General features: G+C 41.3%; 13 protein-coding genes. 2 read left to right on the top strand and 11 right to left on the bottom strand.

What is annotated here, in order from left to right; genetic code table 11:
* Positions 1 to 37: 37 nt before the first annotated feature.
* The 8 genes from QZZ36_RS07080 to QZZ36_RS07045 all read right to left on the bottom strand — a co-directional run bounded on the left by QZZ36_RS07080 (position 38) and on the right by QZZ36_RS07045 (position 16,981).
* Positions 38 to 2,611, bottom strand: coding sequence for a dockerin type I domain-containing protein (locus tag QZZ36_RS07080; protein ID WP_295079015.1), 2,574 nt, complete (start codon positions 2,609 to 2,611; stop codon positions 38 to 40).
* 146 nt (positions 2,612 to 2,757) lie between these two features.
* Positions 2,758 to 4,506, bottom strand: a complete 1,749-nt coding sequence (locus QZZ36_RS07075; RefSeq protein WP_295079010.1) for a BspA family leucine-rich repeat surface protein — start codon at positions 4,504 to 4,506, stop codon at positions 2,758 to 2,760.
* A 209-nt stretch (positions 4,507 to 4,715) separates the two neighbouring features.
* The gene (locus QZZ36_RS07070; RefSeq protein WP_295079007.1) at positions 4,716 to 7,262 is read right to left on the bottom strand and encodes a dockerin type I repeat-containing protein; all 2,547 of its coding nucleotides are present in this window, start codon (positions 7,260 to 7,262) and stop codon (positions 4,716 to 4,718) included.
* Between the two features lie 507 nt (positions 7,263 to 7,769).
* On the bottom strand, positions 7,770 to 11,474 hold the full coding sequence (locus tag QZZ36_RS07065) for a BspA family leucine-rich repeat surface protein (RefSeq protein ID WP_295079004.1): 3,705 nt from the start codon (positions 11,472 to 11,474) through the stop codon (positions 7,770 to 7,772).
* Positions 11,475 to 11,703: 229 nt separating this feature from the next.
* Positions 11,704 to 12,270, bottom strand: coding sequence for a haloacid dehalogenase-like hydrolase (locus QZZ36_RS07060; protein WP_295079001.1), 567 nt, complete (start codon positions 12,268 to 12,270; stop codon positions 11,704 to 11,706).
* Between the two features lie 180 nt (positions 12,271 to 12,450).
* Complete coding sequence (locus tag QZZ36_RS07055; protein ID WP_295078998.1) at positions 12,451 to 15,378, bottom strand: dockerin type I repeat-containing protein; 2,928 nt, start codon at positions 15,376 to 15,378, stop codon at positions 12,451 to 12,453.
* A gap of 9 nt (positions 15,379 to 15,387) precedes the next feature.
* On the bottom strand, positions 15,388 to 16,440 hold the full coding sequence (locus tag QZZ36_RS07050; RefSeq protein ID WP_295078995.1) for a hypothetical protein: 1,053 nt from the start codon (positions 16,438 to 16,440) through the stop codon (positions 15,388 to 15,390).
* Entirely contained in the window at positions 16,430 to 16,981 is a 552-nt protein-coding gene (locus QZZ36_RS07045; RefSeq protein WP_295078992.1) for a sigma-70 family RNA polymerase sigma factor, read from the bottom strand. The genes QZZ36_RS07050 and QZZ36_RS07045 overlap by 11 nt, the downstream gene beginning before the upstream one ends.
* 328 nt (positions 16,982 to 17,309) lie before the next feature.
* On the opposite strand from QZZ36_RS07045, the gene QZZ36_RS07040 reads away from it, so the two are divergent.
* Both QZZ36_RS07040 and QZZ36_RS07035 read left to right on the top strand, forming a co-directional pair.
* Positions 17,310 to 17,651 carry a hypothetical protein gene (locus QZZ36_RS07040; protein ID WP_295078989.1) on the top strand — a complete coding sequence of 114 codons (342 nt, stop codon included), beginning with the start codon at positions 17,310 to 17,312 and terminating at the stop codon, positions 17,649 to 17,651.
* A 138-nt stretch (positions 17,652 to 17,789) separates the two neighbouring features.
* Positions 17,790 to 18,908 carry a hypothetical protein gene (locus QZZ36_RS07035; protein WP_295078986.1) on the top strand — a complete coding sequence of 373 codons (1,119 nt, stop codon included), beginning with the start codon at positions 17,790 to 17,792 and terminating at the stop codon, positions 18,906 to 18,908.
* 200 nt (positions 18,909 to 19,108) lie between these two features.
* Here QZZ36_RS07035 and QZZ36_RS07030 read toward each other — a convergent pair whose 3' ends face one another.
* From QZZ36_RS07030 to QZZ36_RS07020, 3 genes are all read right to left on the bottom strand, one after another.
* Positions 19,109 to 19,489, bottom strand: coding sequence for a hypothetical protein (locus QZZ36_RS07030; protein WP_295078983.1), 381 nt, complete (start codon positions 19,487 to 19,489; stop codon positions 19,109 to 19,111).
* Between the two features lie 147 nt (positions 19,490 to 19,636).
* Positions 19,637 to 20,239 carry a hypothetical protein gene (locus QZZ36_RS07025; protein ID WP_295078980.1) on the bottom strand — a complete coding sequence of 201 codons (603 nt, stop codon included), beginning with the start codon at positions 20,237 to 20,239 and terminating at the stop codon, positions 19,637 to 19,639.
* 528 nt (positions 20,240 to 20,767) lie between these two features.
* On the bottom strand, positions 20,768 to 23,752 hold the full coding sequence (locus QZZ36_RS07020) for a CotH kinase family protein (RefSeq protein ID WP_295078977.1): 2,985 nt from the start codon (positions 23,750 to 23,752) through the stop codon (positions 20,768 to 20,770).
* Positions 23,753 to 24,363: the final 611 nt, after the last annotated feature.

Here is a 24,363-nt window from a genome sequence, read left to right as displayed (position 1 = left end):
TGCATTTCCTCCTGTTTACTGAATGTGACAGATACTGTCATTTATTCCCGTCAGACCTGGCTGTAAGTGCCATCCAGTCTCTCATATCGTCAAGCTCTCCGCCTGTTGACGCATACGCATAGTATGCGAGCACCTTTGAAGCGTCTACCGCGTCTATAACGCCGTTCTCGTCAACGTCTCCCGCAATGAACTGCTTATCACTGAATTCAGGAGTCTGCTCCGTGGATATTCTTGCATACTCGGCAAGTATCATACTTGCGTCTACTGCATTTACCTGTCCGTCAAAGTTAACGTCTCCAAGTTTTATCTTTTCTTCTGAGCCGTCGGATAAAGGAGCTGTCAGTTCGCTGATATTGCCTGACTTATCAACTGCAAATATATGGAGGAACTGCGGACCTGTGCCGTCTTTCAGAGCTATGGTAAGATCAGCATTTCCCTTTTCGTCGGCTTCGACCATGTCTTTTACGGTTTTGCCGTCCTCTTCGGATACGATAAGCTCCATCGCGCTCTTATCACTGTCGGTGATAATGCCTGCAAAGCCTGCCATGCCGCTCAGCGCTTCATGCTTCTGAACATTGGTTTTAATGCTGTTGCTTCCTAATTTTGCCTTTGCGTAATACTCATATACCGTAGGCTTATCCTCAGCCTGTACATGAAGCTTCATTATGCCTTCGGATACCGACGCGTCAAGCAGATGTATATTTGCCGGAGCATCAGTATCAAAGAACGCATTGTCTGCTGTGCTTGTATTGCTTGTATTCTGATACAGATAGAACAGAGTATTTGCAAGTACCTTTTTTTCATCGTCGGTAGTACATCCGTCACTGTTGCCTGTCTGTATTATTCCAAAATTGTTCTTTGTAGCAAGATAGAATGCCGCCTTTGCTCCTGTCTCTTCATCAGTCAGCCTTTCGCCGTTCCATATCATCCATTCCGTACCCTTATTGCAGTACTGATTTGATGTATGCCATTCAGGTACATTCAGCTCACCTCTTAACATCCACGGATACTCAGTAATCAGGCCTTTTTTTACTACAGTTGCTGTATCTGACATACCATTGTCAAGTTCATCGAATTTGACGATAAGTCCAAGATCATCTGCAAACTGGTTGAAAAACGGACGATAGCAACTTGACTGAAGTGAACCGCAGACAGTATCATGTCCAAGCAGCACTCCTCTTCCGGTATCTGCAAACTTGCGGGTAACAGCATAAGATTCTTCGCTGAGGTCATATCCGCTGTTACAGTCGGCAGCGCCAAAGAAGACAACGTCGTATTTCCAGCTGCCGTCCTCATCGTACATATATTTCTCAGGATCGGAATTGAAGTCTGAGAAATTCACCGAGGCTATACTCATAAGGTCTTTTCCTGCGGGAGTATCCTCACCCTCCAGCGGTTCGGTCATCCATTCTGCAAGGTATGGCTCTGTGGGATATACGTTGAGTACATCTATTTTCTCCTTGCCGTCCCATGCAGAGTATGACTCCCACTCGCTGCCGTTCACACGTCTGAATACCTGATATCTGATATCAGCTCCCTCAACACTCAGATCGTCCCATTTGAGCAGGATCTTATTGCCCGTGTATGTCGTCGTAGTCGAAGAGATATCCGGAGTAGTAACGGTCGTGACCGTCACAGACGTCTTTGATGATGTTGTACTGCCTGATGTAGTTGTTGTAGTTGAGGTAATTGGCGTTGTTGTAGTCGGAGATGTTGTAGTCGCGGTACTCTGAGACGGCTGTGAACTCTCACCTGCAAGGAGCTTTACTGCCCAGTATGTTGCAGTGATATCCCCGGCAAAACTTCCGTCAGCCTTTTGTGCTGCCCTGAGTCCGCTGACAACTTCTGTGAGATCGTTTTCCTTTCCAGCCGCCTTGAGTGCAAGATGTTTGCATATGGTCTTTTGTATGTTAGCGTCCTCGTAGCTGTCGGTGATATTTTCAGCCACGTATGTCACCGACTTGGCGAATGGCGACATATTAAAGTTGTGGTTTGCAAAGAATACGCCTATATCGTATACCGCAACAGCTGTGAGCAGAGGATCGCTCCTGTTATATTCTGCATAAGCAAAGCCGCCGTCATCATTCACTGCCTGAGACAGATATGCTGCCAGATCAGAGCCTGATACAGCTTCACCGCTGTAACCGGTCTCATTTATGGCATCAAGTACAAGGACCGAGTCGATCACATCGCTGGAATAACCAGGATAAAGACCAAATCCATAGTCTCCGTTCTGTTTGGTCTGCATTTTGTCAAGATAGTCGGGACTTCCGAGTGCAGATGCTATCCTTGCAGATACGTCCGTGTTTTCGCTGTCAGCCTGACCGGCAAGCCATTTAACACTGTCCTCATAGTCCTTTCCTCCTGCAGTTCTCAGCGCGGCAATTGCATATGCCGTATCATTGACCAGTCTGTTATCGCCGATGCTCTTGTCTTCATTCACCCTGGTACCAATGTACGAAATCGCACCTGAGATCATGTCGGACGGACTTTTTTCAGCGTTAACATCGTGATCTGCAGCACTGTAGCTTAAAGTCGAACATATATTGACAGTAAGAAGTATACTAACGCATACTGACAGTGCTTTTTTGTTGCGCTTTGATATTTTCAAATTATGCACCTCCATTATTATATATTAATTATATTTTAACATATAATTTTATATATGTCAATATTTTTAATTCAAAAGTTTATTTTCAGAAACAAACAAAAAAAAGGAGACCCGAAGGTCTCCGTAATAACGATAATATTTTTTTATCATGCAATATATGCGTCAGCAGCGAGCGAATAGAAATAGAGCGCAAGTACTACGTCCTTGAGATTGCCGCTGGCATTGTTCTTTATTGCGCGGTATGCATAGGACAAAGCGCTGCATTCATATTTCTGTCCGTCAATAGTTACCTTATACGCAGTGCTGAGAAGATGTGCGGGAATATTCGATATCTCATAATACTTCTCGCCATTTTTGTACTTTGCTTCAGCTTTTGTGCTGCCGATAAACACATCATTGCTGTCAGTATATATCCTTAAAGCTGTTTCGGAATTGAGCACAAGAGAAAGCTTTACATCGTCAGGAAGTTTCGTGGCATACTGGTCAAAGAGGTCTGCATATTCATCTGTGTATTTCTTGACGTCGTTTGAGGTGCCGTTGAAGTATCTGTCAGCGGCCTTGCAGTAATTCTCCAAAGCGTCTACAAGCAACTGAAGCTTTGTGTCGTTTTTATATGAACTACTCTCCTTAAGACTGTTGATATAGCTCTGTACAGAGCATTCGAGCTGAGAATGGCTGCAAAGTCCATATCCTTGGTCGCATACTACGAGACGATTACCGTCTTTATCATAAGCTTTCAGAGTTATTTTCTCATTTGCCTGTGTTGCATTAACAGGATATGTTAATTTCATTGTTTGGGTATTTGTATCATACTTTTCAAAATCAGTGATAACGATATCACCGTTGGGACCGCTCAAAACGACCTTTGCAAGATTTTTTGAGAGCTTACCTAAATCTCCGCTATAGTATTGAGAATAATATTCAGGCTGATCTATATAGAAGTTTACTCCGAGGCTTCCATCAAGTGTAATATTTGCTCCGAAATTAAAAACCATATTTGGAATAAGAGCCGGGCAGTCAAAGAATGTGCCGTCACAATTATACCTTGCTTTTGTCGTATCAAAATTGCTGACATCAATTGATTCAAGACTTGTGCAGTTTGAAAACATAGACGGCATCAACTTTACATTTGATGTATCAAAGCTTCTTACATCAAGAGAGGTAAGGCTATAACAATTTGCAAACATTTGTGTCATATCTTCAACCTTTGATGTATCAAAGCTGCTGATATCAATGGATTCCAATGCTTTACAATCGCAGAACATCCATATCATAGTTTCAACATTTGACGTATCAAAACAACTCAGGTCAAGTGAAGTGAGGTTTTTACAATCCCAGAACATACCATACATATTTGTAACACTGGAAGTGTCAATGTTCTTTAAATTGACTGAAGTCAGTTTGTTTCCCATAAACATACATCTCATGGTTTTAACATTTGAAGTATTTAGCATACTTAGATCAAGCGATTCAAGATTATCACAATTACAAAACATATAACTCATGTCATTGACATTTGATGTATCAGCATTTGTTAAGTCAATTTCATCAAAATCGCAATGATAGAACATATTTGAGCAATCAGCAGGGAAAATAGTCCCCTTTGCACAGGACACTTTCGTTAATTTTTCATTGTCAAAATACTGACGTACATCATTTTTGTTGACTCTTCCGTTGAGCAGAAGAACGCCTGTCTTTTCGCTGAAACTTGCAGGGTCATAGTTGAGGTGATCAGGATCATCATCATGATCAGAATCAACAATTTCCTTGCTTGTTTCAGCCTTGGCAACGCTCGGACTTCCGAATAAAGAAGTATTGCCTGTGGGTAATGCTCCGCCAATAAGGGCAAATGCCATTACAGCGGCTAATGCTTTCCCAATATGCTTGTTTTTCATCAGAACATCTCCTAATTATTATTAATTTACAAATGCAATTTCAGCTTGTACCAGTAATGTTGCGTCCGAAATGTCCGTATACAGAAGCTGTATTTTGCAAACGATTAATTTTAGCATATATCACCGGGAATGTCAAGGCGTTTTTTGCTTCAAATCAAAAAGCAACCTGCACTATCTGTACAGGTTGCTTTTGAAGCTGAATAGTTTTTTCACTGCCCGCCTTCGAGCTCACTGCCGCCCCATTCAACAACCGTAAAGCCATTTCTTTCAAATGGCACAAGCTGCTGCGTCTGGATATCAACTGCGTCTTCAAGGGGAACATACGTCATAAAGACGCGGAGGAGGCTGTCAGGTTCCGGAGTAATGTTCAACCTGGCTGAATCAGTATAGATATCGCCTTGGAAAGAAATGAGATTATACGCATTATGCTCCATCTTAGGCAGCCAGTATACGATAAACTCGTTCATCTCTTCCTCGGTAAGTCCCATATATGTGAGCTTTTCTTTAAGGAAGCTCTCGGTATCGCTTCCCGCTACACAGAATCCCTTCGAGAAATCAAATCTGGTACGGCAGTTTACTGCGTCCCAGAACAGGTACTTATGATGTGTACCGTCAGCCTTGTTGAGAAGAGAACCGTCAGGCGACGCTACAACGTCCCAGCCGTTATTATACTTTGGATATGTTGTGGAGAGGTCTGCTTCCGTCAGTTCAAGCTCCACACGGACATCGGTCTCTTCTTCGGGATAGAGGTAGATCACGGGCTTATCGCAGACTACCTCATACCTGATCGTGGGCGTAATATTATCCTTTTTGACCGTTTTGATCCAACCATAACGGCATTGGTAAAATACAAATATCCATTTGTCATTATCATTCTGATAGCCTTTTTCGTTTAGCTCCGTTCCCTTGGGGATACTTATATATTCATAGTATCCGTAGCTTTCATCGGGACCAATATACAGTTTCAGGTCATCTTCCAGAACAGTTAAAGGTGCATATCCGACTTTTACATCCGGTTCAACATATAAGCAGCCTTGGTTTATAAGCTCACGCCTCATAAGTACAAGATCAAATACATCTATCACGTTGTCGCGGCAGAAATCTGCGGCTTTAAAATCGGCAGTTTCCGTGCAGGTTGAGCCAAGCAGCCATTTTTGCAGAAGAATAACATCTGAGATACTGAAATTATTATCCCCGTTAAAGTCACCGCTCGGATTCCATTTCATTCTGCAAACAAGCTCGATACAGTCAGAATTTTCAGATGTTGTCTCAAACTGAAGGTAATTATACCAGCCTGATCTTGTTTCAGGCATAAAATAATAGCTGTATGACGGCTCATATACCTGATCCGAATCGATTTTGCAGGGGTTGGAGGTAATATCAAATGTCTCACTTGTGTACGGCTCTTGCGTTGTGTATTTACAGATATGGGATTTTTCACTGGGAATATCTATCAGCTCTCCTGTATCTGTGTCATAAAAAGTGATTATTGTTGATCTCTTACTGCTGGCGTTGCTCTTTTTTAGTCTGAACACAACATCAGCAGTGTCGTTATCATATTTTTTTATGGTCATATGATCATCGGGGACGATAGTTCCGTTGTAATAACCCGCTGTTTTTTCTTCAGTCTCAGGAAGGCAATATCCCACAGGAAGGCCATCAGAACCTAAGCCGAATGAGAAATCATAGCTGTCAAAGAAGCTGCCTAAACCTACTATGGCAGGATTGCTCCTGAATCCTGAGGGCTGCATATTGCAGTTGATCTCGCCTTCCGGAGTGACCTGGCGTATATCTGTCCATATTGCCGGCATTGCGCCGTCTGCGATCGTAAGGAGCTCTCCCGTGTCATAGTCAACAAGAGTAACTCTCATATCTCCCGAAAGAAGTACCGTCTGCGCATCGTTTATAATCGCACAGTCGGCAGTAAGAGTTTTTTTGCCCTCTTCATCACTGGCATAAACTGCTCCGAAATCGTATGATATATTATCATAGCCGTCCTTGACTGCCTTATATGCGAAGATCGTATTGACCTGTCCTCCATCAATAGGAAAAGCAGATACAGAGCTGCAATCACTTACTGTTTTAAGCTCAAAGCACTTATTTCCCTCATCTTTCAAAGTCCATTCATAACCCGTGCCTGCGCCATGAGAGAGACAGAAAACGACATAATTGTCCTTTACGGATAAATGGGAGTTTTTGTCTGCATAATCCCAGTATTCCTTTTCACAGTCAGGCAGCCAGCTGCAGATATCAGTTTCGGTGACACTTAGGCTCTTGTCGGCAGTGAAAGTATAATACGCCGACGCATGATTATATCCCAGATCAAGCGAATATGATTTCAACCAGGTGTCAACAACTGCAACTTCAATATCTCCCTGCACTACAGGTTTGTATACATAGACCTCGATCTTTGACTTTGTATCATCTGCGGTATATACCTTATGACTGAGTGTTTCCATGACATTTTCCGTCGTTACGATCTGATAGCGAAGCATATCCGAGTCAGAGGGAAACGCATCCTCATTGACAAGGACTATACAGATCAAACCGTCCTCGATATGCGTAGCTCCATAGGTGTTGCGGAATTCAAGCGCAGATTCAAAATCATCAGGTATCCAGCCTGGAGCAGAAGCCGCGTTCCCTGCTTCTTCCGCATAAACGCCCATCGGTGTAAGTACATTCACATCACCTGCAGAAAAAGGAACAATTGCTGTCGATGCTGCTATAACTGCAGCTGCGAGTTTCTTTAACATCATAACGTCACCTGCCATATCATAGATCTGCAGTATATAACTGCTTACTTTCATTATATAACGATGTATTCATAAACGCAATAGTGAATTGCGGTTTATCAGAATAAAATTCCTTATATGCATTAACGAATGATGATATGGAAATGTGCGGCTTAAATCGTAAACTTTTTATGAACATATTTACCACAATTATTTTGCTGCGGTTTTTATTATACAAGCATTATTCTTTCAGCAGCTGAAATAAATTTGTTCTCCTGCCTATATCCAATTCCTTAATAAATTCTATCCTATCAACAGGCAAAAAGCAGTGTAATTCAGGATTAAAATCTCCAACAGAAAGCATTGAGTCAAGACGGTTACTCAGCATTTCTCTTTTTGTCGTACTTCATACCGTCAGCAAGTGTAAAATCTATCCTGCATTTCTGACTTTCCTTCAGGCATAAAAATTCCCCATGTACCGCATATACATGGGGAATTGGTTTTATAAATTCATTATGTTATGACTATGGATCAGTACACATTCATTGATGTTAATCTGTCAATGTAGTCAGCCGCTTTATCAGCTATGCCGCTGATCTCAGGGTCATTCAGAATATCTGAAATATACGATGCAACATCGTTCATCACATCTTCAGGTATACTTATAATACTGGAGATATCCTCCGTATCCTTGCTTTCCTGAGCTTTTTTCGGTGCTGTAAAGTATCCGGGAGCCGATTCGCCGCCGTCGATACGAGCATATTCAATATCAATATGATCTTCATCATATACTGTTCCCGCACCACCTGTCAGTTTTGGGCAAAGAATAAACATTGCATAACTATCTTCAACATTGTTATCCGACCAGTTTCTGCCTGCAATTATTGTTTCAAGTTCACAGCAATCAGCAAACATTAACCAAGTATTCTTAACATTGCTTATGTCAAAATTGCTCAGATCAAGTGTTTTAAGAGAACAACAATAATAAAACATTAAATCCATACAGGTAACATTGCTTGTATCAAAATTGCTCAGGTCAAGTGATGTAAGAGAACTGCAACCATAAAACATAGCTGCTGTATTTGTGATATTGCTTGTGTCAAAGCTGCTCAGGTCAAGTGATGTAAGAGAGTTGCAATTATAAAACATAGATGCTGTACTTGTGGAATTACTTATATCAAAACTGCTGAGATCAAGAGATTCAAGCGAACTGCATTCATGGAACATACCGTAAAAATCGGTAACATTGCTTGTATTAAAATGCTTTATGTCCAGATTTGAAATGTTCCAGCGATTTTCAAACATCATTGTCATATCCCGGACTTTGCTTGTATCCCAGCCGCTTAGATCAATTTCACGAAGCGGTGAGTCAAGCCAGGGCTTTATAAGCCAGATATCATTGCCTCTGTCGTCAACAGTGACATAATAATAATCCTGCTCAAATTCATTTAAACCTGTAAACTCATACCAATCTACTGATTCATATAACTCAAAGTAATACATCCGCGATAAACCGTTAAAAGCAAGCATATGGGACATATCCGTAACATTTGATGTATCTGCGTTCTTCAGATCAGCAGACTGTAAATTACGCAGCCTGTAGAACATATAGCTGCAGTCTTCAGGAAATATGGTACCCTTTTCAGCTATAACGTGCTCAACGTCCTCGGTCGAAACTCCGTCAGGCAGAACAAGACACGTATAATTGCCGGGGTTATTCCGGATATAGCCTTTTAGATGAAGTGTCCTGGTTCCCTCATCAAAGTATGATTCGTCTTCTTTGGCATCCGTAGAAGTAAAATAACCGGGAGCTGATTTGCCGCCATCGACGCGGGCATACCCCACACTCCTGCTATTATCACGGTATACCGTACCTGCGCCGCCTGTAAGTTTACTGCTGCCTGTAAATGTATCCTTGCCGCAGGCAGCTTCTGCTGACCATTTGCTGCTGACCAATATAGTTTTAAGAGAAGTGCAGTATGCAAATGTTCCGGACATATCAGTCACTTTTTTCGTGTCAAATTTTCTGAGGTCAAGTGTCTTCAATGTCATACAGCGCAGGAACATCTCTTTCATATTACCGACATTTCCTGTATCAAAGCCGCGCAGATCAAGTGCTCTGAGCCTGTTGCAATATGAAAACATATTCTTCATATCAGTAACATTTTTTGTATCGAAGCTGCTGATATCGAGTGATCTGAGGTATGTGCAGTATGTGAACATTCCCGACATATCAGTAACACTGCTTGTATTAAAACTGCTGAGATCAAGCGACGTGAGTCCGTGGCACTTTTCAAACATACGGCTCATATCAGTAACTCTTCTTGTATCAAAGCCGCTCAGGTCAAGAGAAGTTACACCACTGTTTGAAAACATACCTGCCATACTTTCTGCGCTGATCGTTCTAAAACTATATTGGGTATCAACAGATTTCAGATTTGAACAGCCATAGAACATAAAGGAAAAATCTGTAACCGATTCTGTAGAAAATTCAAAGTCAAAGACAAGATCTGACAAGCATCTGCAGCCTTCAAACATCTGAGACATATCTTTAACATTAGAAGTCCAAAAGCTTCTGAGGTCAAGTTTTGTACCGCCGAAGCACTTAAACATACCCTTCATATTTGTAACATTATATGTATCAAATCCACTGACATCTATGGAGGTCAGGTTACAGCCGCTGTCATCCGATAATGCGAACATGAAACTCATATCAGTTACATCTGAAGAATCAGCATTTTTAAGATCTGCGGATTTAAGATTCGGCATACCTATACAGAAGAAACTGCAATCCTGAGGAAGAACAGTTCCTTTGTCGGCAACAAGATGTTCTACCTCTTCCCCGTTAACTCCTGCAGGCAGTATAACGCCATTATATGCACCGCGATTCCTTACCAGACCGCTGAGATGAAGAGTAGCTGTTTCTCTGTCAAAGTAAGATTTATCCTTTGCAGCTCTTGCGTAAGTAAAGTATCCGGGATTATTCCTTCCGCCGTCAACATGAGCGTATTCAGTACCAATATGTTTTTCATCATATGCTGTTCCTGCTCCGCCCATGAGGCTTTTACAAGAAAAGAACATATGAGTATCAGATGTAACTGATCCTGTTGACCATTTATCGCCTGCGATTATGCTTTCAAGAAGAGAACAATCTGAAAACATCCAGCCCATATCAGTAACATTTGAGGTATCAAAGCTGCTCAGATCTAATGATCTTACACTTGACGAATTGAACATACTCCTCATATTCGTAACATTAGATGTATCAAAGCCGCTGATATCAAGCGTCGTAAGATCATTGCATAGTTCAAACATATCGCTCATATCAGTTACATTACTTGTATCAAAAATGCTGAGATCAAGCGATTCAAGGCGGTAACATTCACAGAACATACCACCCATATCAGTAACCTTACCCGTGTCAAAGCTGCTGAGATCAAGTGCGTCAAAGTTACTGTGCCAGAACATATTTTCCATATCAGTAACATTGCCTGTATCAAACCTGCTCAGATCGACTGAATCAATAAGGCTGCTGCAGAACATACCCTGCATATCAGTAACATTGCCCGTATCAAAACTGCTGAGATCAAGTGCATTGCGCAGAACGCATTTATAGAACATACCGCTCATGTCTGTAACATTGCCTGTGTTGAAGCTGCTGAGATCAAGCGGTCCGATATAGACGTCAGAGAACATACCGCTCATATTGGTCACTTTACTTGTATCCAGACCTGCTACGTCAATCTTAACACTTCTTTCAAGCCACGGCTCACCAGCTCCCCAGAAATCATACCACGGATTATCATACGCTTTTGCATCAATGTATTTTGGAGCGGTATTAAAAGAAAACATACCGGACATATCCGTTACATCTGACGCATCAGCATTCTTCATATCCACAGACAGGATATTTGCAAAGCCATAGAATAAACAGTGGCAGTTTTCAGGCAATACAGTCCCTTTTTCGGCGACTATATTCTCGACCTCTTCTTTGCTGACTCCGTAAGGAAGTATAATGCCATCGCCGGCACTGCTGTTTCTTACATAGCCCTTGAGATGAAGAGTGCCTGTCTCTGCATCAAAATATGATTCGTCTTTTCCCAGCACTTCCGAAGCAGAAATATCTGCAGCTCTTGCCGTAAGTGCATTGCTGTCTGGCAGAATATTTACTGCATTTCCTGCTAATACAGCAAGTGAGAGAATAAATGCAGTAATGTTCTTGCACGTTTTTTTCATTGCTTAGTCCTCCTTTTAAAAATACTTATAGTTTACATTAGGCCGAATAAAGCGTTTAGTATATTATATCACTTATTACAACAATTGAAAAGTCAAAAGTAAAAGTTAACAATTTGTTCATATTTGCTCCTGCAATATATAAAAGCTCCACAAAGTGGAGAGCTTATGTACCTTATCAATTCACAATAAATACCATGCAAGTACCTGAAACCACATAGGTACTGACTTGCTATTTTATTCTGCTGAGTCTGCCTTTTTTTACAATATAAACCTTGTCTGATATGTCCATAAGAGCTTTGTCGTTGTAGGAATCGGTATAAAAGCAGTCTATACGTTTGTCACCGTACAAAGCCTTATAGCCTTTTACCTTGTTATCGCCGAAGTTGAGATACCTGACCTTCATTTTATCAGCGTCTATCCTGCTGCTTATGATATGGTCAGTATTTATAAGATCTCGTATGCCGTTGATAAGGAAATCCGGTCCTGCGGTTATTATAACGTCATCCTGTTCTATCCTGCCGAGCATAGCCCTGTCCAGTTTACATCGGTTTTTCTCCCAGAATCCATCTACTGCACCGAATATCTCTTCCTTGCCGTGAAGTACATTACTAAGGAAATCATTGATACCTGCGACAATCTTTTTCTTTTCGACCAGACATAGCTTATATTTTATCAGGTTTACAAATATCTTAGGCAGATACAATATGATCTTCTTGTTATTCCTTATCATGTACAGAGCGAGATCAACCGAACTCTCTCCATGGTACAGGGTATTATCGAAATCAAATACTTTCATATGTTAATTCCTTTCATGTGATCAATACTATTATACCATACTTTGAATAAAAAGAAAAGAGTGCTCTCTGATACAGATTTTCCCAGTTCAGCCATGATATTCCGATAAGAATAGCGGTTGCCTATGTAATCCAAATCTACTGATGAAAAAGCTCCGCATATGCGGAGCTTTCGGTTTTATTCAAACAAAAAGTTTTTCTATCGTCCAGCTGACAGTCTGTCCGCTGTATTTCTCCTTCGGAACAGATATCACTGCGATACTCAGCGATATCACATCTGATCCCCCGTTAGTCAGAGTTTTTACGGAAATATCTATAGTGTCGTCCGAAAAAGCGATATCATTTATCTCATAGATAGAACTTCCGTAGCCGTAGGGCTGATAGATGGAATCCATAAACAGCACATTTTTCTCAAAAAAGCTGTCATCGTATACTTCAAGATAATGTGAGATGAGCTTTTCACGGCAGAGGACCTCAAGATATGTTCTGAGCTCGTCTGTGTTTTTTATCACAGCGCTGTGATCCTTGCCTGGATTGACGATCTCCCAGTAGCCGCTGACGATCTCGTTCATTGTATCTGAATACCAGTCGACAGCGGTTTTTATATCGCTGCTGTCAATGCTCAGTTTTTCGTACTCAAAGGCATTCAGGAACTCTGTCATTTCCTCTTCGGACACACTTCCGATCACATCGAAATAGTGGTTCTCGTCAATAAAAGCGTTGGCGTAGCACTGACCGTTTTCGTGCAGCAGCAGACTGACATTCTTATCATTTACAGTGATCTCCTTGTCAGACCTGCGCCCCATTCGCTTTATGAGGTACTCGGCAATGCCGTCTGTTTCGGAAAGTACATCTACGTCAGCGTAATAGAACAGGATATGATAATTCTTATCCCTGAATGTCACATAGCAGCCCGTACCGTAATCTTCATAAGCAGCCTTTGGAAAAAGAGCTGTACCGTACTCATCGTTCAGCTTTATCTCATCATTGGCTTTCACCTGGTATATATATCCGTCGTTCTGGAAGTAATCGAACATTTTCAGGTAATCATCCCGGTATTTTTCGGTATAGCCGCTTACATCACCGGAGTTTATAGCCTTGACGGCAGAATCAGTATCCCTGAAGCTGACAGGCTGCGGAGTTGCCGGCTCCAGCGGGTCAGTAACATTTGCGATACCAAGGAGCGTGAGCTGTATCGACTGCGCGTCGCCTACAGTCAGACCGTTGCCGTCCATATCTCCGTTTATTTTTCCCTGAGGTGTAAGGTGATTTTCGGCAGTGCCGTTTTCGCCGTACTTGTTGGGATTCGCAAGAGCCTGCATAATGAGCACAGCGTCACCCATATCCACCTGACCGTCGCAGTTGGTATCGCCTTTAAGTGGCTGTGTATTTTCGGCGTCATTATTAAACGCTGTCCATTCGTAATGGTTGTACTTTATCAGCTCCTCGCTGATACCGAGTCGGGAAACATAAGCCTTTATCTGAGGCTCGCAGGCTTCGTCCCAGTATCCCACGCTTATCTTTTTTACGCCGTCCTCACGAATGACTAAAGCCTCTCCGCGGATAGAGTTCTTTTTCATATACTCGCTGATACTGTCCGCGTAGTCCTCTGCGGTGATACTGCCGCTCAGATCATATCCCTTGCCGTGAGGTTCAAACTCTATCCTGACGCCTTCGGTATCTATACCGTCAACGTAAGCTCTTACCTGTTCATCGTACTCCTCAGGATAGGTGACAGACACGGTTCCGGATGATTCTCCTGCCTTAAAGGAAGTTATTCCCGGAATGGAGCTCTTCTGCATATACTCTGATATCACCTCCGCTATTTTCTGTGCGGAGCTTTTTATCTGACCGTAATACGGCAGAGCCTCGTCTGTGCTGAGCATATAAAGATCGGGGTGCAGCTGCACGTAATTCCTTGCAGCATTCATCAGAGCCGCAAATTCCTTCTCATCATCGGCGCTGCACTTTATCAGGCAGGAGCAGTACGCATCATAGCCGGAAAGATCAGGGGTATTATCGGACTTGCTCACTTCATAGTCAGGCTTCCTGATAAGTGAAGTCGTCACAGAAACGTCAAAGTATTCCCCAGGCAGTCCAAGTGACTTTAGGACCTTTTCCCGATTCCATACGTAACCGTCATTGCTCCAGAAGTTCCTGAGCTCTCCGGTGGGGGAGTATCTCATGTCATTCCCGTCCTCTATCTGCATTATCAGGTAATTATCCGGGTAAAGCACAGCGGCGCTGTCATAACGGTAAATGAACTCAGCGTCTTTGCCCTGATAATATACGCGGTATCCCTTTTCCTGTGTCAGCTCTTTTTCCGCGAACAGCTCTGCCACCTCTTCGGTGGTCATGCTGTAAATATCGTCAAAGCTGTACTCCTTTGCCGGGACTTCAAACACTGAATCCTTGTCGATGAATTCCTTTACTCCGCCCTTGCGTATGTCGGTGCTGTTATTGTAGTTATAGTGAGTGAGGAGGAGATTATCTATACCTTCCTCAGTTCCGTCCGCAATGAGGATATAGTCGTTCTCAAGGCTGTAATAATAGGACAACGTACCCGATGAAGAAGTATTTCTGCGAGCCTTGTAGCCTTCAAGATCAGCCCATGAGATATCGCTGCCTTTTTTGGAAAGCTCTGTGACATCATCAAGGGTCATTGCCTTTTTTGCGGCGTACTCCGGATCGTCCTCGTTATTCGTCATATTCCAGATATAAGCCTCCACATCATCCTGACGTATATCGATATGACCGTTTCTTGAATCGTCCTTGTAAAGCCAGACAGACTGCGGAACTCCGGCTGTATCCCCGTGTATGCTCAGGAAAAATCCGTCGTCAAGATCAAAGGTTGCTGCACAGGAGATATCGTTGATGTACCATTTGCCGGAGTAGGGCTCAAAGTCGTGCAGTGAGAGCTCATAGCCCTTTTTCGAGAGCTCCGCTACATCGGCAAGTGTAAGCTTTTTGGTACCGCTTATGTCAAATCCGTAATTATCGGCAGCGGCTTCGGAAGAACTGCTTTCCGCTGTGACTGCAAGTGAAGTACACGGAACTGTCCCCATGCAGCACAGTGCAGCGATAAGAGCCGCCATTATTTTCTTTCTCATAATATCACCTCATTGTTCAAGATCAATTTTTTCATAAGAAAACTCGGTCAAAAAGGATATGAAATCCTCCACGGTCGCAAGGGTGCTGATATCGAAATAGTGTTTGCTGTCGATAAATGCGCTCATGAACCACTGACGGTGGTCGGCAGTATATATACTGATATACTGACCGTTCATGCTCATATTCATGGTTTCCTCGCGTCCGGTGCGCTCCCTGAGATAGTCCGCTATACCATTTGTGCCGTCTGAGATATCTGGGTCAGCGGAGAAAAATCTCACACGGTAATTGTTGCCCTTGTATTTTACAAGATAGCTTACGCCGGTATCCTCTTTCTGAGTGCTTGGATGGAGCAGTACACCATTCCCCTCAAGAATTTCTATGTTTTCATTTTCCTGCACCCGGCAGATAAAGCCTTCGTCCCTGAATCTCTCAAACATACCTGAATAAACGGCGGCTGATTCTGCGTCGTCGTATGCCAGCACTATATCAGGGTGGAGGACGGCATTGACAGCAGCTTCCATATCGTCAAACTGCAAAGGGTATATCCGCTTGTCAGGCGGGGTCGGATCTATCGACATATCTCCGAATGATGTGGTCACCGATGTCGTCGCAGCGGTTGAGGTCACAGCCGAAGTGACTGTCGCAGCCGTTGAAGTTGGCTTTGTTTCTGTCTGCTGAGCTGTCGTCTGTTGTGTCTGAGTGCCTGCTGCTGTTTCCGTAACGGCAGCTGTGGTCTTTGTCGTCCTGCCGGTACCGGCCGAAGCGGTAATGGTAGTTTTCGACGCAGAAACTGTAGTTGCGGCAGAAGTGCTCACGTTGACAGCTGTCGATGCCGTTACGGCTGTTGCAGTCGTCGTTGCTTCGGTCATGCCCTGAGAGTCAGATATAGCCGGAAGCTTTTCAGGACGTTCCCTGAAAGCAGCCCACAAGCCGGCAGACAGGCAGAAACAGGCTAAAGCAGGAAGAGTACGCTTTATTATCCGGAGCTGTCTTTCTTTCTTTTTTCTATGTTCATTTCGTTTGGAAAGAACACTTTGATACATTTCCTGATCATTCTTCATACTCAAAGCCGCTCCTTTCCAGTTCAGATCTTAACGCTTTTTTAGCGTTATATAGCAAGGTTTCTATCTGCCGCTTTGATTTTTTCATTATCATTGCGGCTTCCTCATTGCTGAATCCTTCAAAAAAGGAAAGATACAATACCTGACGGTATTCTGATCTTAGGCTGTGCATAGCCTTGTGTACCATGCGCTTCTGTTCGCTTTTTATGTAGTTGCTCTCGATATTTTCCTCGTCGGCAATACATTCCTGTGATTCCAGCGGAACGATGACGGAGCTTGGATGCCTGCGCAGATATTTAGCCGTGATGTTTCGGCCTATAGCATAGAGCCACGTTTTGAAGGAGCTTTTCTCCCCGAACTTAGGACATTTTATCGCAAGCTCAGAAAAAGTGTCCTCTGTCAGCTCTTCGGCTGTATGAATGTTCTGAACAAAGCTGTTCAGATACAGTATCAGACCCGTGCGGTATCCGCAGATTATCTCAAGCAGTCCTTCATCATCACCTGCAAGGAAACGGCGGTAGCTACTTGCACCGTTATCCATGGGGAGCTCCCTCCTCTCAGATGCGTGATTTGACCTTCCATTTATTAGTACCGTTTTTACGTCAAAACTCAAAGTGTTTTCAGAAATAATTTATTTTTAACCATTATATCATAAGCCTTTGTTACTTTCAAGTATTCTCCTGATTATTTACAGCTTTTCACAGCACCACCCCTTCGCGCTCGGATCTGCGAATACCACGTCATCCCGGTATATTGACATATCTAAGATTTAGGTGTATAATCATCGTAAGAAAAATCTGTTGCAGACAGAAAAATACGGAAATTCAACGCAAATATAGCAATCCACTGATAAACAAAGGAGCAAACATATGAAGAACGATAATTTTTTCAAGCAAAATTCCGGCAGATATCGCCTGGTAAAGTTCATAATCGGTGGGAAAGACTGCTCCGAAACATATGCAAACGGATGGAAGGACAAAAGTATGTATATGTTTATTGAAATCACTGAAGACGGGCAGTTTTTCCTGAAAGCTCACTCCGGCGGAGCTGAAAAAGAGTACAGATACTTCTTTGATCCTGAAGAAATGAAATATCATCTGAAAGAAGATCACAGTGACGAAGGAACACCTGTAACTATTGAAAATGGAGTTCTCACAGAAGAGACCAAAGATCACACTATGATCTATGAACTGACAAACGAACCGGACTGAGCGATCATAAACGGTTCAGGATATGAAACCGTCTATGAATACTGAAAAACTGGTTTTAATATAGTAACGTCAGGCTTTTTTCGATGTTGCACTATTGAATCAGGACTATTTTTAAACTAATGTAATTGGAGATATATCATGAAAAAAAATGGTAAGAAAATACTTGCGATAGGTTCATTTATGATCGGCTGCCTTTTGGGCGGAATTTTTTCAGGTAAACTATTGTCAAAGCTTGAGCTGATCTCAGCAGGCAGAAGCACCGGTGAAAAAGTCGCTTTATTGCTGACCATACTGATTTCGTTGTTCGCTGCCTGTCTTCTGGCAATTATCATACACGAAGGCGGCCATCTTGTTTTCGGTCTGCTGACCGGATATAAGTACCTTTTACTCAGAGTCGGTTCTATGACACTTATAAAACGCAACAATAAATATGAATTTAAAAAGCTCTCTATAAAAGGTACCGGAGGACAGTGTATCCTTATGCCTCCCGAAAGTGATGACCCTCAGAAGGCACCTTTTCTGCTTTATCATGCAGGCGGCGGTCTTTTCAATCTGTTCACCGCTCTTATAGCGTTTCCGATCGCATTTTCGGCTGAAAGCATGATACTGAAGGTATTTTTTCTGATATTGGGATTCATATCAGGTTTATTCAGTTTAACGAATCTGCTTCCTCTTAAAATACAAGTGCCTAATGACGGCTATAACATATTGATGATGTTGCTTAATCCATCCGAAAGAACGGCAATATATAAAATGCTCAAAGTTAACGGACTTCTGTTCAATGGTCTGACTCCTTCTCAGGTACCGTCAGAACTTAACGAACTGGAAAGTGAAGGATTCTATAAGGCTGCTGAAAAACTCATCAAAGGCGCAGCTCTCATCGACAGTCTTGATTTTGAAGAAGCCGAAAAGCTCTTTGATGAAGGTTCAAAAGATGATACGATCCCCTATTATCAGCTTGAGAGCCGTTCCGAGCTGATGTTCTGCAAGATAATGAACAACGCTCCTGCTGATGAAATAGATGCCGTATATGATAAAGAGCTTGCCAATTTCATAGCAAATGCTGGAAAAACATTTATATCCAAAAGGAGACAGATGTATGCATACCATCTGCTGTACAAGCAGGATCCGCAGTCTGCCGAAAAAGAGTATCAGGCAGCTATGAAGCTTAAAGATACATATCCGATCGAGGGTGAGATCCTCTCAGAACTCAAACTTATAGACCTGATCAAAACTCGTGGTGAATCAAAGACATAAGCCTGACCGGGAGCAGCAAATGAAAGAATCACTTTAAAAAAACGCCGTTAAAATCCGCTGTCAGCTGCGGATTATATACAAAAAAAGATGTAAGAGTTTTGTCTCTTACATCTTTTTTTGTTCAATGCCAGTTCTATGTCCTGTATAAAATCAGCATCTGTCTGTCAATTACTGCACTGCCAAAGACATACGGCAGATAATCAGCTCGTTATTATATCGTTTGAGTTTACCCAGCCCTTGTCATACTTTGAATAGTACCATGTGCCATTCAAATAGCTGTACTCGGAATCTTTATAGAAATTATAGTAAACAACTCTTTCAAAATGTACTTTTTTTCCGTAAGTACGCTTCTTGACCGAGGCAACTACCTTTGAGTTTTTTGACGGGCTTTCCCTGAACTTTGTATTAGCCTTTACATCAGCTCTGTAATTAATACTATAGTTTCCAAACGGTATATATTCCGCTGAAACTTCAGTTGCTGATTCGTTTATCATGTACTTTGCAGTCGCCGGAACGATAACTGCTCCCATCATAGCAAATGCTGCCACAAAAGCTGAGATTCTTCTTTTAATGTTTGTCATAATTAATGCCTCCATAATTTTTGATAGTATTTTAAGTTTATACTCGAACTATTTTTTTATTGGTTTAAGTTTGTTTTCTATATAACATCGCAAAAGCAATGTTATATCGCTATTTCAGACAAAAGCTGATATTTTCATGTATGATCTTCAATCCTGATATATAATTAATTGGTCTCTTTTTACCCAGCCATTATCATACTTTGAATAATACCATGCACCTTCATCTGTTAAAACGCACTCTGTAAGACAAAGTTTTTTTCCTGTAGTAGCTTTCTTGACAGATGCAACGGTTTTTGAACTTCCAGACGGGACAGCCTTGAACTTGGTATTTGCCTTTGCATCAGCCCTAACAGGAGAATTAAAAATGATTTCTTCGGCTCCCGTTGGTCCGGGAATTATGCTGTCTCTTTTTACCCAACCCTTGTCATACTTTGAATAATACCATATACCTTCATTATTTATACAGCACTTTGTAAGGTATACTTTCTTTCCTGTTGTAGCTTTCTTGACAGATGCAATGGTTTTTGAACTTTCATGCGGTTCAGCCTTGAACTTAGTATTTGCCATTACATCACGTTTAAGAGGAGATTCGTCACAATGATATACTTCGCCTGTAACTACTTTAGACGCTGCCGCTGCTGCTATAACTGTTTCGTTTGTTACATACCTGGCAGTAGCCGGAACGATAACTGCTCCCATCATAGCGAATGCTGCCACAAAAGCTGAGATTCTTCTTTTAATGTTTGTCATAATTAATGCCTCCATAATTATAATATTTTGTAGTGTATTGAGCCCGGCGCCTGAGCTTCCGACCGATCTTATCTTATCGGCCTTTCATATATAACAAACGGATCAGGAAATAATATTCAGACATCTTTTTAAAAAAATTTTTAATTCATAAAAATAGTCACAGGATAATTTCTGAAACTTTGACGATTATCCCCTGCCCATGCTCAATGAAATAACTCCAAGGCGATCGCTGCGAATCATAGTATAATAAAAATCACCCCTGATGATCAGAAACCATCAGGGGTGAGCTTATAATACTACTCCTTAGCAATGTGAAACGCAGCGTTTTATTTGTAAAAAGCTGAATTGACCAGAACTGCAGCTGCCGATCGCAAATGACTTACAATAAGTCAGCGCATAGATTATCCGTCAACTTCAGGTGTATTGACATCTTTGACACTTACAGTGATTACATCTTCTGTTTTAAATTCTGTAATCTCAATAACTGGGGTTATATATTGTCTCATACATTTATCTCCTTCTGGTTCATTAGTTTTGATCAAGATACTTCATTGTAGCATCATAATAATTGTAGAATGAGGAAACTGCATTTTTTGCGGTATCATCATAGCTATCAGAGTTAAGTATTGCGTAGATATACGAGAGGGCTGATACGCTGCAGGTCGCAGTGCCGTCAGAAGTTGCAGCTGTAACAGAATAAGTATATCCAAGTTTATGAGCTGAAATATTCGGGATCGTGATCTTATAACGGTTATCGGATTGTTTTACAGACTTGTATGAAGCAGGTTCACCATCTTTGTTGATCGTAACAGTAACCTCACCGTCATATTCTTTCTTGGGCTGAATAAAGATGTTAAGCTCGGTCGCTGCATCTAATGAAAGTGAATATGTTATCTGCTGTATATCAGATCCGCCAAGATCAAGTATTCGCTTAAACGGCTCCACATTTTCCTTAACGCTTTCATATGAATATGAATCGGTATAATGCTTTTCCATAGCGATATGTTCTTTGCCGACAGTCCAGTTGTTATTTTCGGCAAGCCATGGCTGCGCATAATGACCGTAATCAGCAATTGAATGGATCAGATCAAGTGTTTTTGCGTCGTAGCTGTCTGCGTTTTCTTCGATTTTGTTGATATATTCAAGCACAGAATATGTTTTTGTCAAAGTCTGACCGACACCATAATGGTAAACCGCAGTAATGGTATCAGCCATTTCAGCAGAGGTCACATAACAAGTAAATCCGTAATATTGTCCTGAATTACTCACGAAGTTTGCATCATAGGTATCTTTTGCAGTCTTTCCGTTTACTGTAAATTCTACATAGCTCGCTTCTTTTTCCGCTTCTGTCAGTGAAGAGAGGTCAAGATAAAAATTAACGCCTATTTTTCCGCTAAGAACAAGGTTGATTCTTTTAAAGGACGGTGAGCTTTCCAATTGCGGATCATTCTGAATAACTGTAATAAAGTTTTTGTATGTTGTGATCCCGTCTGCATTTTTTCCGATAAATGAGATCACATTCTTATTTCCTTTTTTGGCAGTCAGTGTATCATTTGCAACTTCAAATCCTATTTTACCGTTGCTGATTGTTTCGTTACCGTAAAAAATACCGTTTACATAGATATTGACCGATTTGGTTGCAGCATCATTTATCTGCACATCAAGAAGCAGGTCTTTTCCTGTCTCGATAACATAATCAGCCGGCGCATTTCCAGTAATATTATCCTCAGAAGCATTTGCTGATTCAATTGTTATTATGTCGTCGGATTTCACATACGGGAAGGAACTGTGCGGCGTCCTGATACTGTTAAGCAACGCTTTATCTGTAGCAAACTGTTTGTCCAGCCAGGCAATACGGTCAGTCAGATATGTTTTAAATGCTGTGATATCACCTTCAAAGCCTCTCGCTGTATCAGGCCAGGTCTTATGTCTGTCCCATCTGTTTTTGTCAGCATCACCCGATTTGCTTAAATATTCATGTTCCGAATCTATTATACCGTTATTCTCAATAAGTTTTTCAAGATACGGACGAATCTCCCAATACTTTTCAGTTGCTTTGCTTATGAACAATGGGTCGTCTAAAAACTCCTTATAGAAATTCTGAGTATTATTATATCTCGTAATTTTCCAGCCAGTTGCCTCCGGACCTACAGCCAAGGATCCGCAGCCCCAGTCGAAATCCCAGACAGGACCAAACTTGATCAGTTCATTTTTGTCTTTATACGCATATCTGCTTTTATATATTGAATCTTTGTTTCCCATTATTTCCATTACAAGCCAGTATGAAACCATCGAATCAATATCTGCAAACTCTGTGTAATGCTTATTGCCCTCATCAGTATCAACATATCCGTCTTCAGACATATAGGCATTTTCAAAATCCTGCCAGTATTTCTGAACATAGTCCATCATATCAGGATCAGTTTTCAGATATTCCGGAGATTTAATCATTACTTTCAGTTCTGCATCAGTCTGAAACCTGGATATTTCATCAAATTCGTTTGAAAGCTCAAATAAATATCCGCCGGAAATATCATCTTCAACATCATAATAAGCATTAATATTGTAGAGCATATCGTTAAAGGAAAAAACGCCTGTAGTTACCCATGAAAGATCGGTGGTCAACTGATCTTCAAGTGCATCTTTATCAAGATTATTACCTGCTTTCTTTTCCTTTTTATATACAGCAGAAGCGATTTCTTTAGCCTCAGCTTCCCAATCAAATATGTTTACTCTGTCTTCGTCTATACGGATCTGCTCGCAAAGCTGGTAATTGCCAGCATATTCACCATTCAGCACAACATCAGTCCAGACACTCTGCATAGTTGTCAATCCGAGTTCTTCAGAGATCTGGAAAGCAGTTGTATTTCTTATCAGGCTTTCATCAAGGTAATTTGCAATAAGGACCCAGTTCTTATTGCTTCCCATGCCAAACAGATCAGTTTTTTTGTCAAGCTTGATACGATACGGTTTCTTTGGCCAGAGCCACGCCGAGTTGCCTCTTCCTCTGATCTTTATGCTTCCGGAATAAATTTGAGAGGAATCTGTATTATTCTGGATAATCATGTCACCGGATTTGTAATCTGTCTTTGATATGATCTCCTTTTTATCATCAGTATTAATGTATATTACAGGCAGGTTGCTGAAAAATGCGCTGTCAGTTGAGACGAGCTTACCGCTGTCAGTATCATAAGCCTCAACTCTGATCCATTTTTCATAATATTCAGGAGCTAAAATGAACGGTGAACTGTCAACTTTCACATTATCCACGTAGAATACCAATGAATATTTTTCAGAATTACTGATACTAAGCTGTTCGCCGACCTTTAAATATGATTTGTCGATCCTTATTTCCGTTTCATCTTCTTTTTCATCGACTTTTTCATCCTTTTTTGCATATGAAGTTAATGGTTCGGAGAATAAAGACAGTTCAGCCAAACTATCAGAATTAATGCTGTAGAAGATAAGTGCAGATAAAATAATTCCCAAAGACCTTTTAAATACTATTTTCATAAGTGAAATACCCCTTTCTATAAAAAACAATCACTATAGCCCGTTAAGTTGTAAAAACATTTCGCATATGCTTTGCGCATTATTATAACTTGAAATCAAAATAAAGCGCATTACAAAGAAAAACTGTCCTTTGTGAAACGCCTGTAATAAAATATGAAGTTAAAAAGGAACAATTATCCTTGGCTTTGAAAGCAAAATGCGTTTATTATAATAGCCGTCACCCTTCCTTTGTAATTAAATTATTCTTTTTAACATATATAAGCTTTCCTTCACGCAGAAATTTATCATAAAGATGTAATTTCGTAAAGTCGTTTGAATACATATGTTAATGTCTGAATATTCATCAATATACGAGTTATTATAACATATTATCAGAGATAATTCATTAACATTCTATGAACAGAATTAAATAAAGTTAAAAATCTTGATTTTTGTTCGTTATATTGTAAAACTCCAAATTGCGTAAGAAAGCTCCGCATACGCGTAATGTCATTAAGCTAATCAAATACGTAAAAGAACAGGAGTATGTTTGGAATATGACCAGACATACTCCTGCTGTTACATTCGCAAAAAATGCATGACGAAAAGACAGATCCGAGATCTGCCTGAAA

It is taken from the genome of Ruminococcus sp., from assembly GCF_016287535.1.
GTDB lineage: Bacteria > Bacillota > Clostridia > Oscillospirales > Ruminococcaceae > Ruminococcus.
The sequence above is the reverse complement of the archived record's forward strand: the minus strand, read 5'-3'. Positions and strand labels throughout refer to the sequence as shown.

What these genes read in the sequence shown, in the direction of transcription:
- QZZ36_RS07075 (WP_295079010.1), bottom strand. Translation starts at nt 4,506, where the DNA reads ATGAAAAACAAGCATATTGGGAAAGCATTAGCCGCTGTAATGGCATTT.
- QZZ36_RS07070 (WP_295079007.1), bottom strand. Translation starts at nt 7,262, where the DNA reads ATGATGTTAAAGAAACTCGCAGCTGCAGTTATAGCAGCATCGACAGCA.
- QZZ36_RS07065 (WP_295079004.1), bottom strand. Translation starts at nt 11,474, where the DNA reads ATGAAAAAAACGTGCAAGAACATTACTGCATTTATTCTCTCACTTGCT.
- QZZ36_RS07060 (WP_295079001.1), bottom strand. Translation starts at nt 12,270, where the DNA reads ATGAAAGTATTTGATTTCGATAATACCCTGTACCATGGAGAGAGTTCG.
- QZZ36_RS07055 (WP_295078998.1), bottom strand. Translation starts at nt 15,378, where the DNA reads ATGAGAAAGAAAATAATGGCGGCTCTTATCGCTGCACTGTGCTGCATG.
- QZZ36_RS07050 (WP_295078995.1), bottom strand. Translation starts at nt 16,440, where the DNA reads ATGAAGAATGATCAGGAAATGTATCAAAGTGTTCTTTCCAAACGAAAT.
- QZZ36_RS07045 (WP_295078992.1), bottom strand. Translation starts at nt 16,981, where the DNA reads ATGGATAACGGTGCAAGTAGCTACCGCCGTTTCCTTGCAGGTGATGAT.
- QZZ36_RS07040 (WP_295078989.1), top strand. Translation starts at nt 17,310, where the DNA reads ATGAAGAACGATAATTTTTTCAAGCAAAATTCCGGCAGATATCGCCTG.
- QZZ36_RS07035 (WP_295078986.1), top strand. Translation starts at nt 17,790, where the DNA reads ATGAAAAAAAATGGTAAGAAAATACTTGCGATAGGTTCATTTATGATC.
- QZZ36_RS07030 (WP_295078983.1), bottom strand. Translation starts at nt 19,489, where the DNA reads ATGACAAACATTAAAAGAAGAATCTCAGCTTTTGTGGCAGCATTTGCT.
- QZZ36_RS07025 (WP_295078980.1), bottom strand. Translation starts at nt 20,239, where the DNA reads ATGACAAACATTAAAAGAAGAATCTCAGCTTTTGTGGCAGCATTCGCT.
- QZZ36_RS07020 (WP_295078977.1), bottom strand. Translation starts at nt 23,752, where the DNA reads ATGAAAATAGTATTTAAAAGGTCTTTGGGAATTATTTTATCTGCACTT.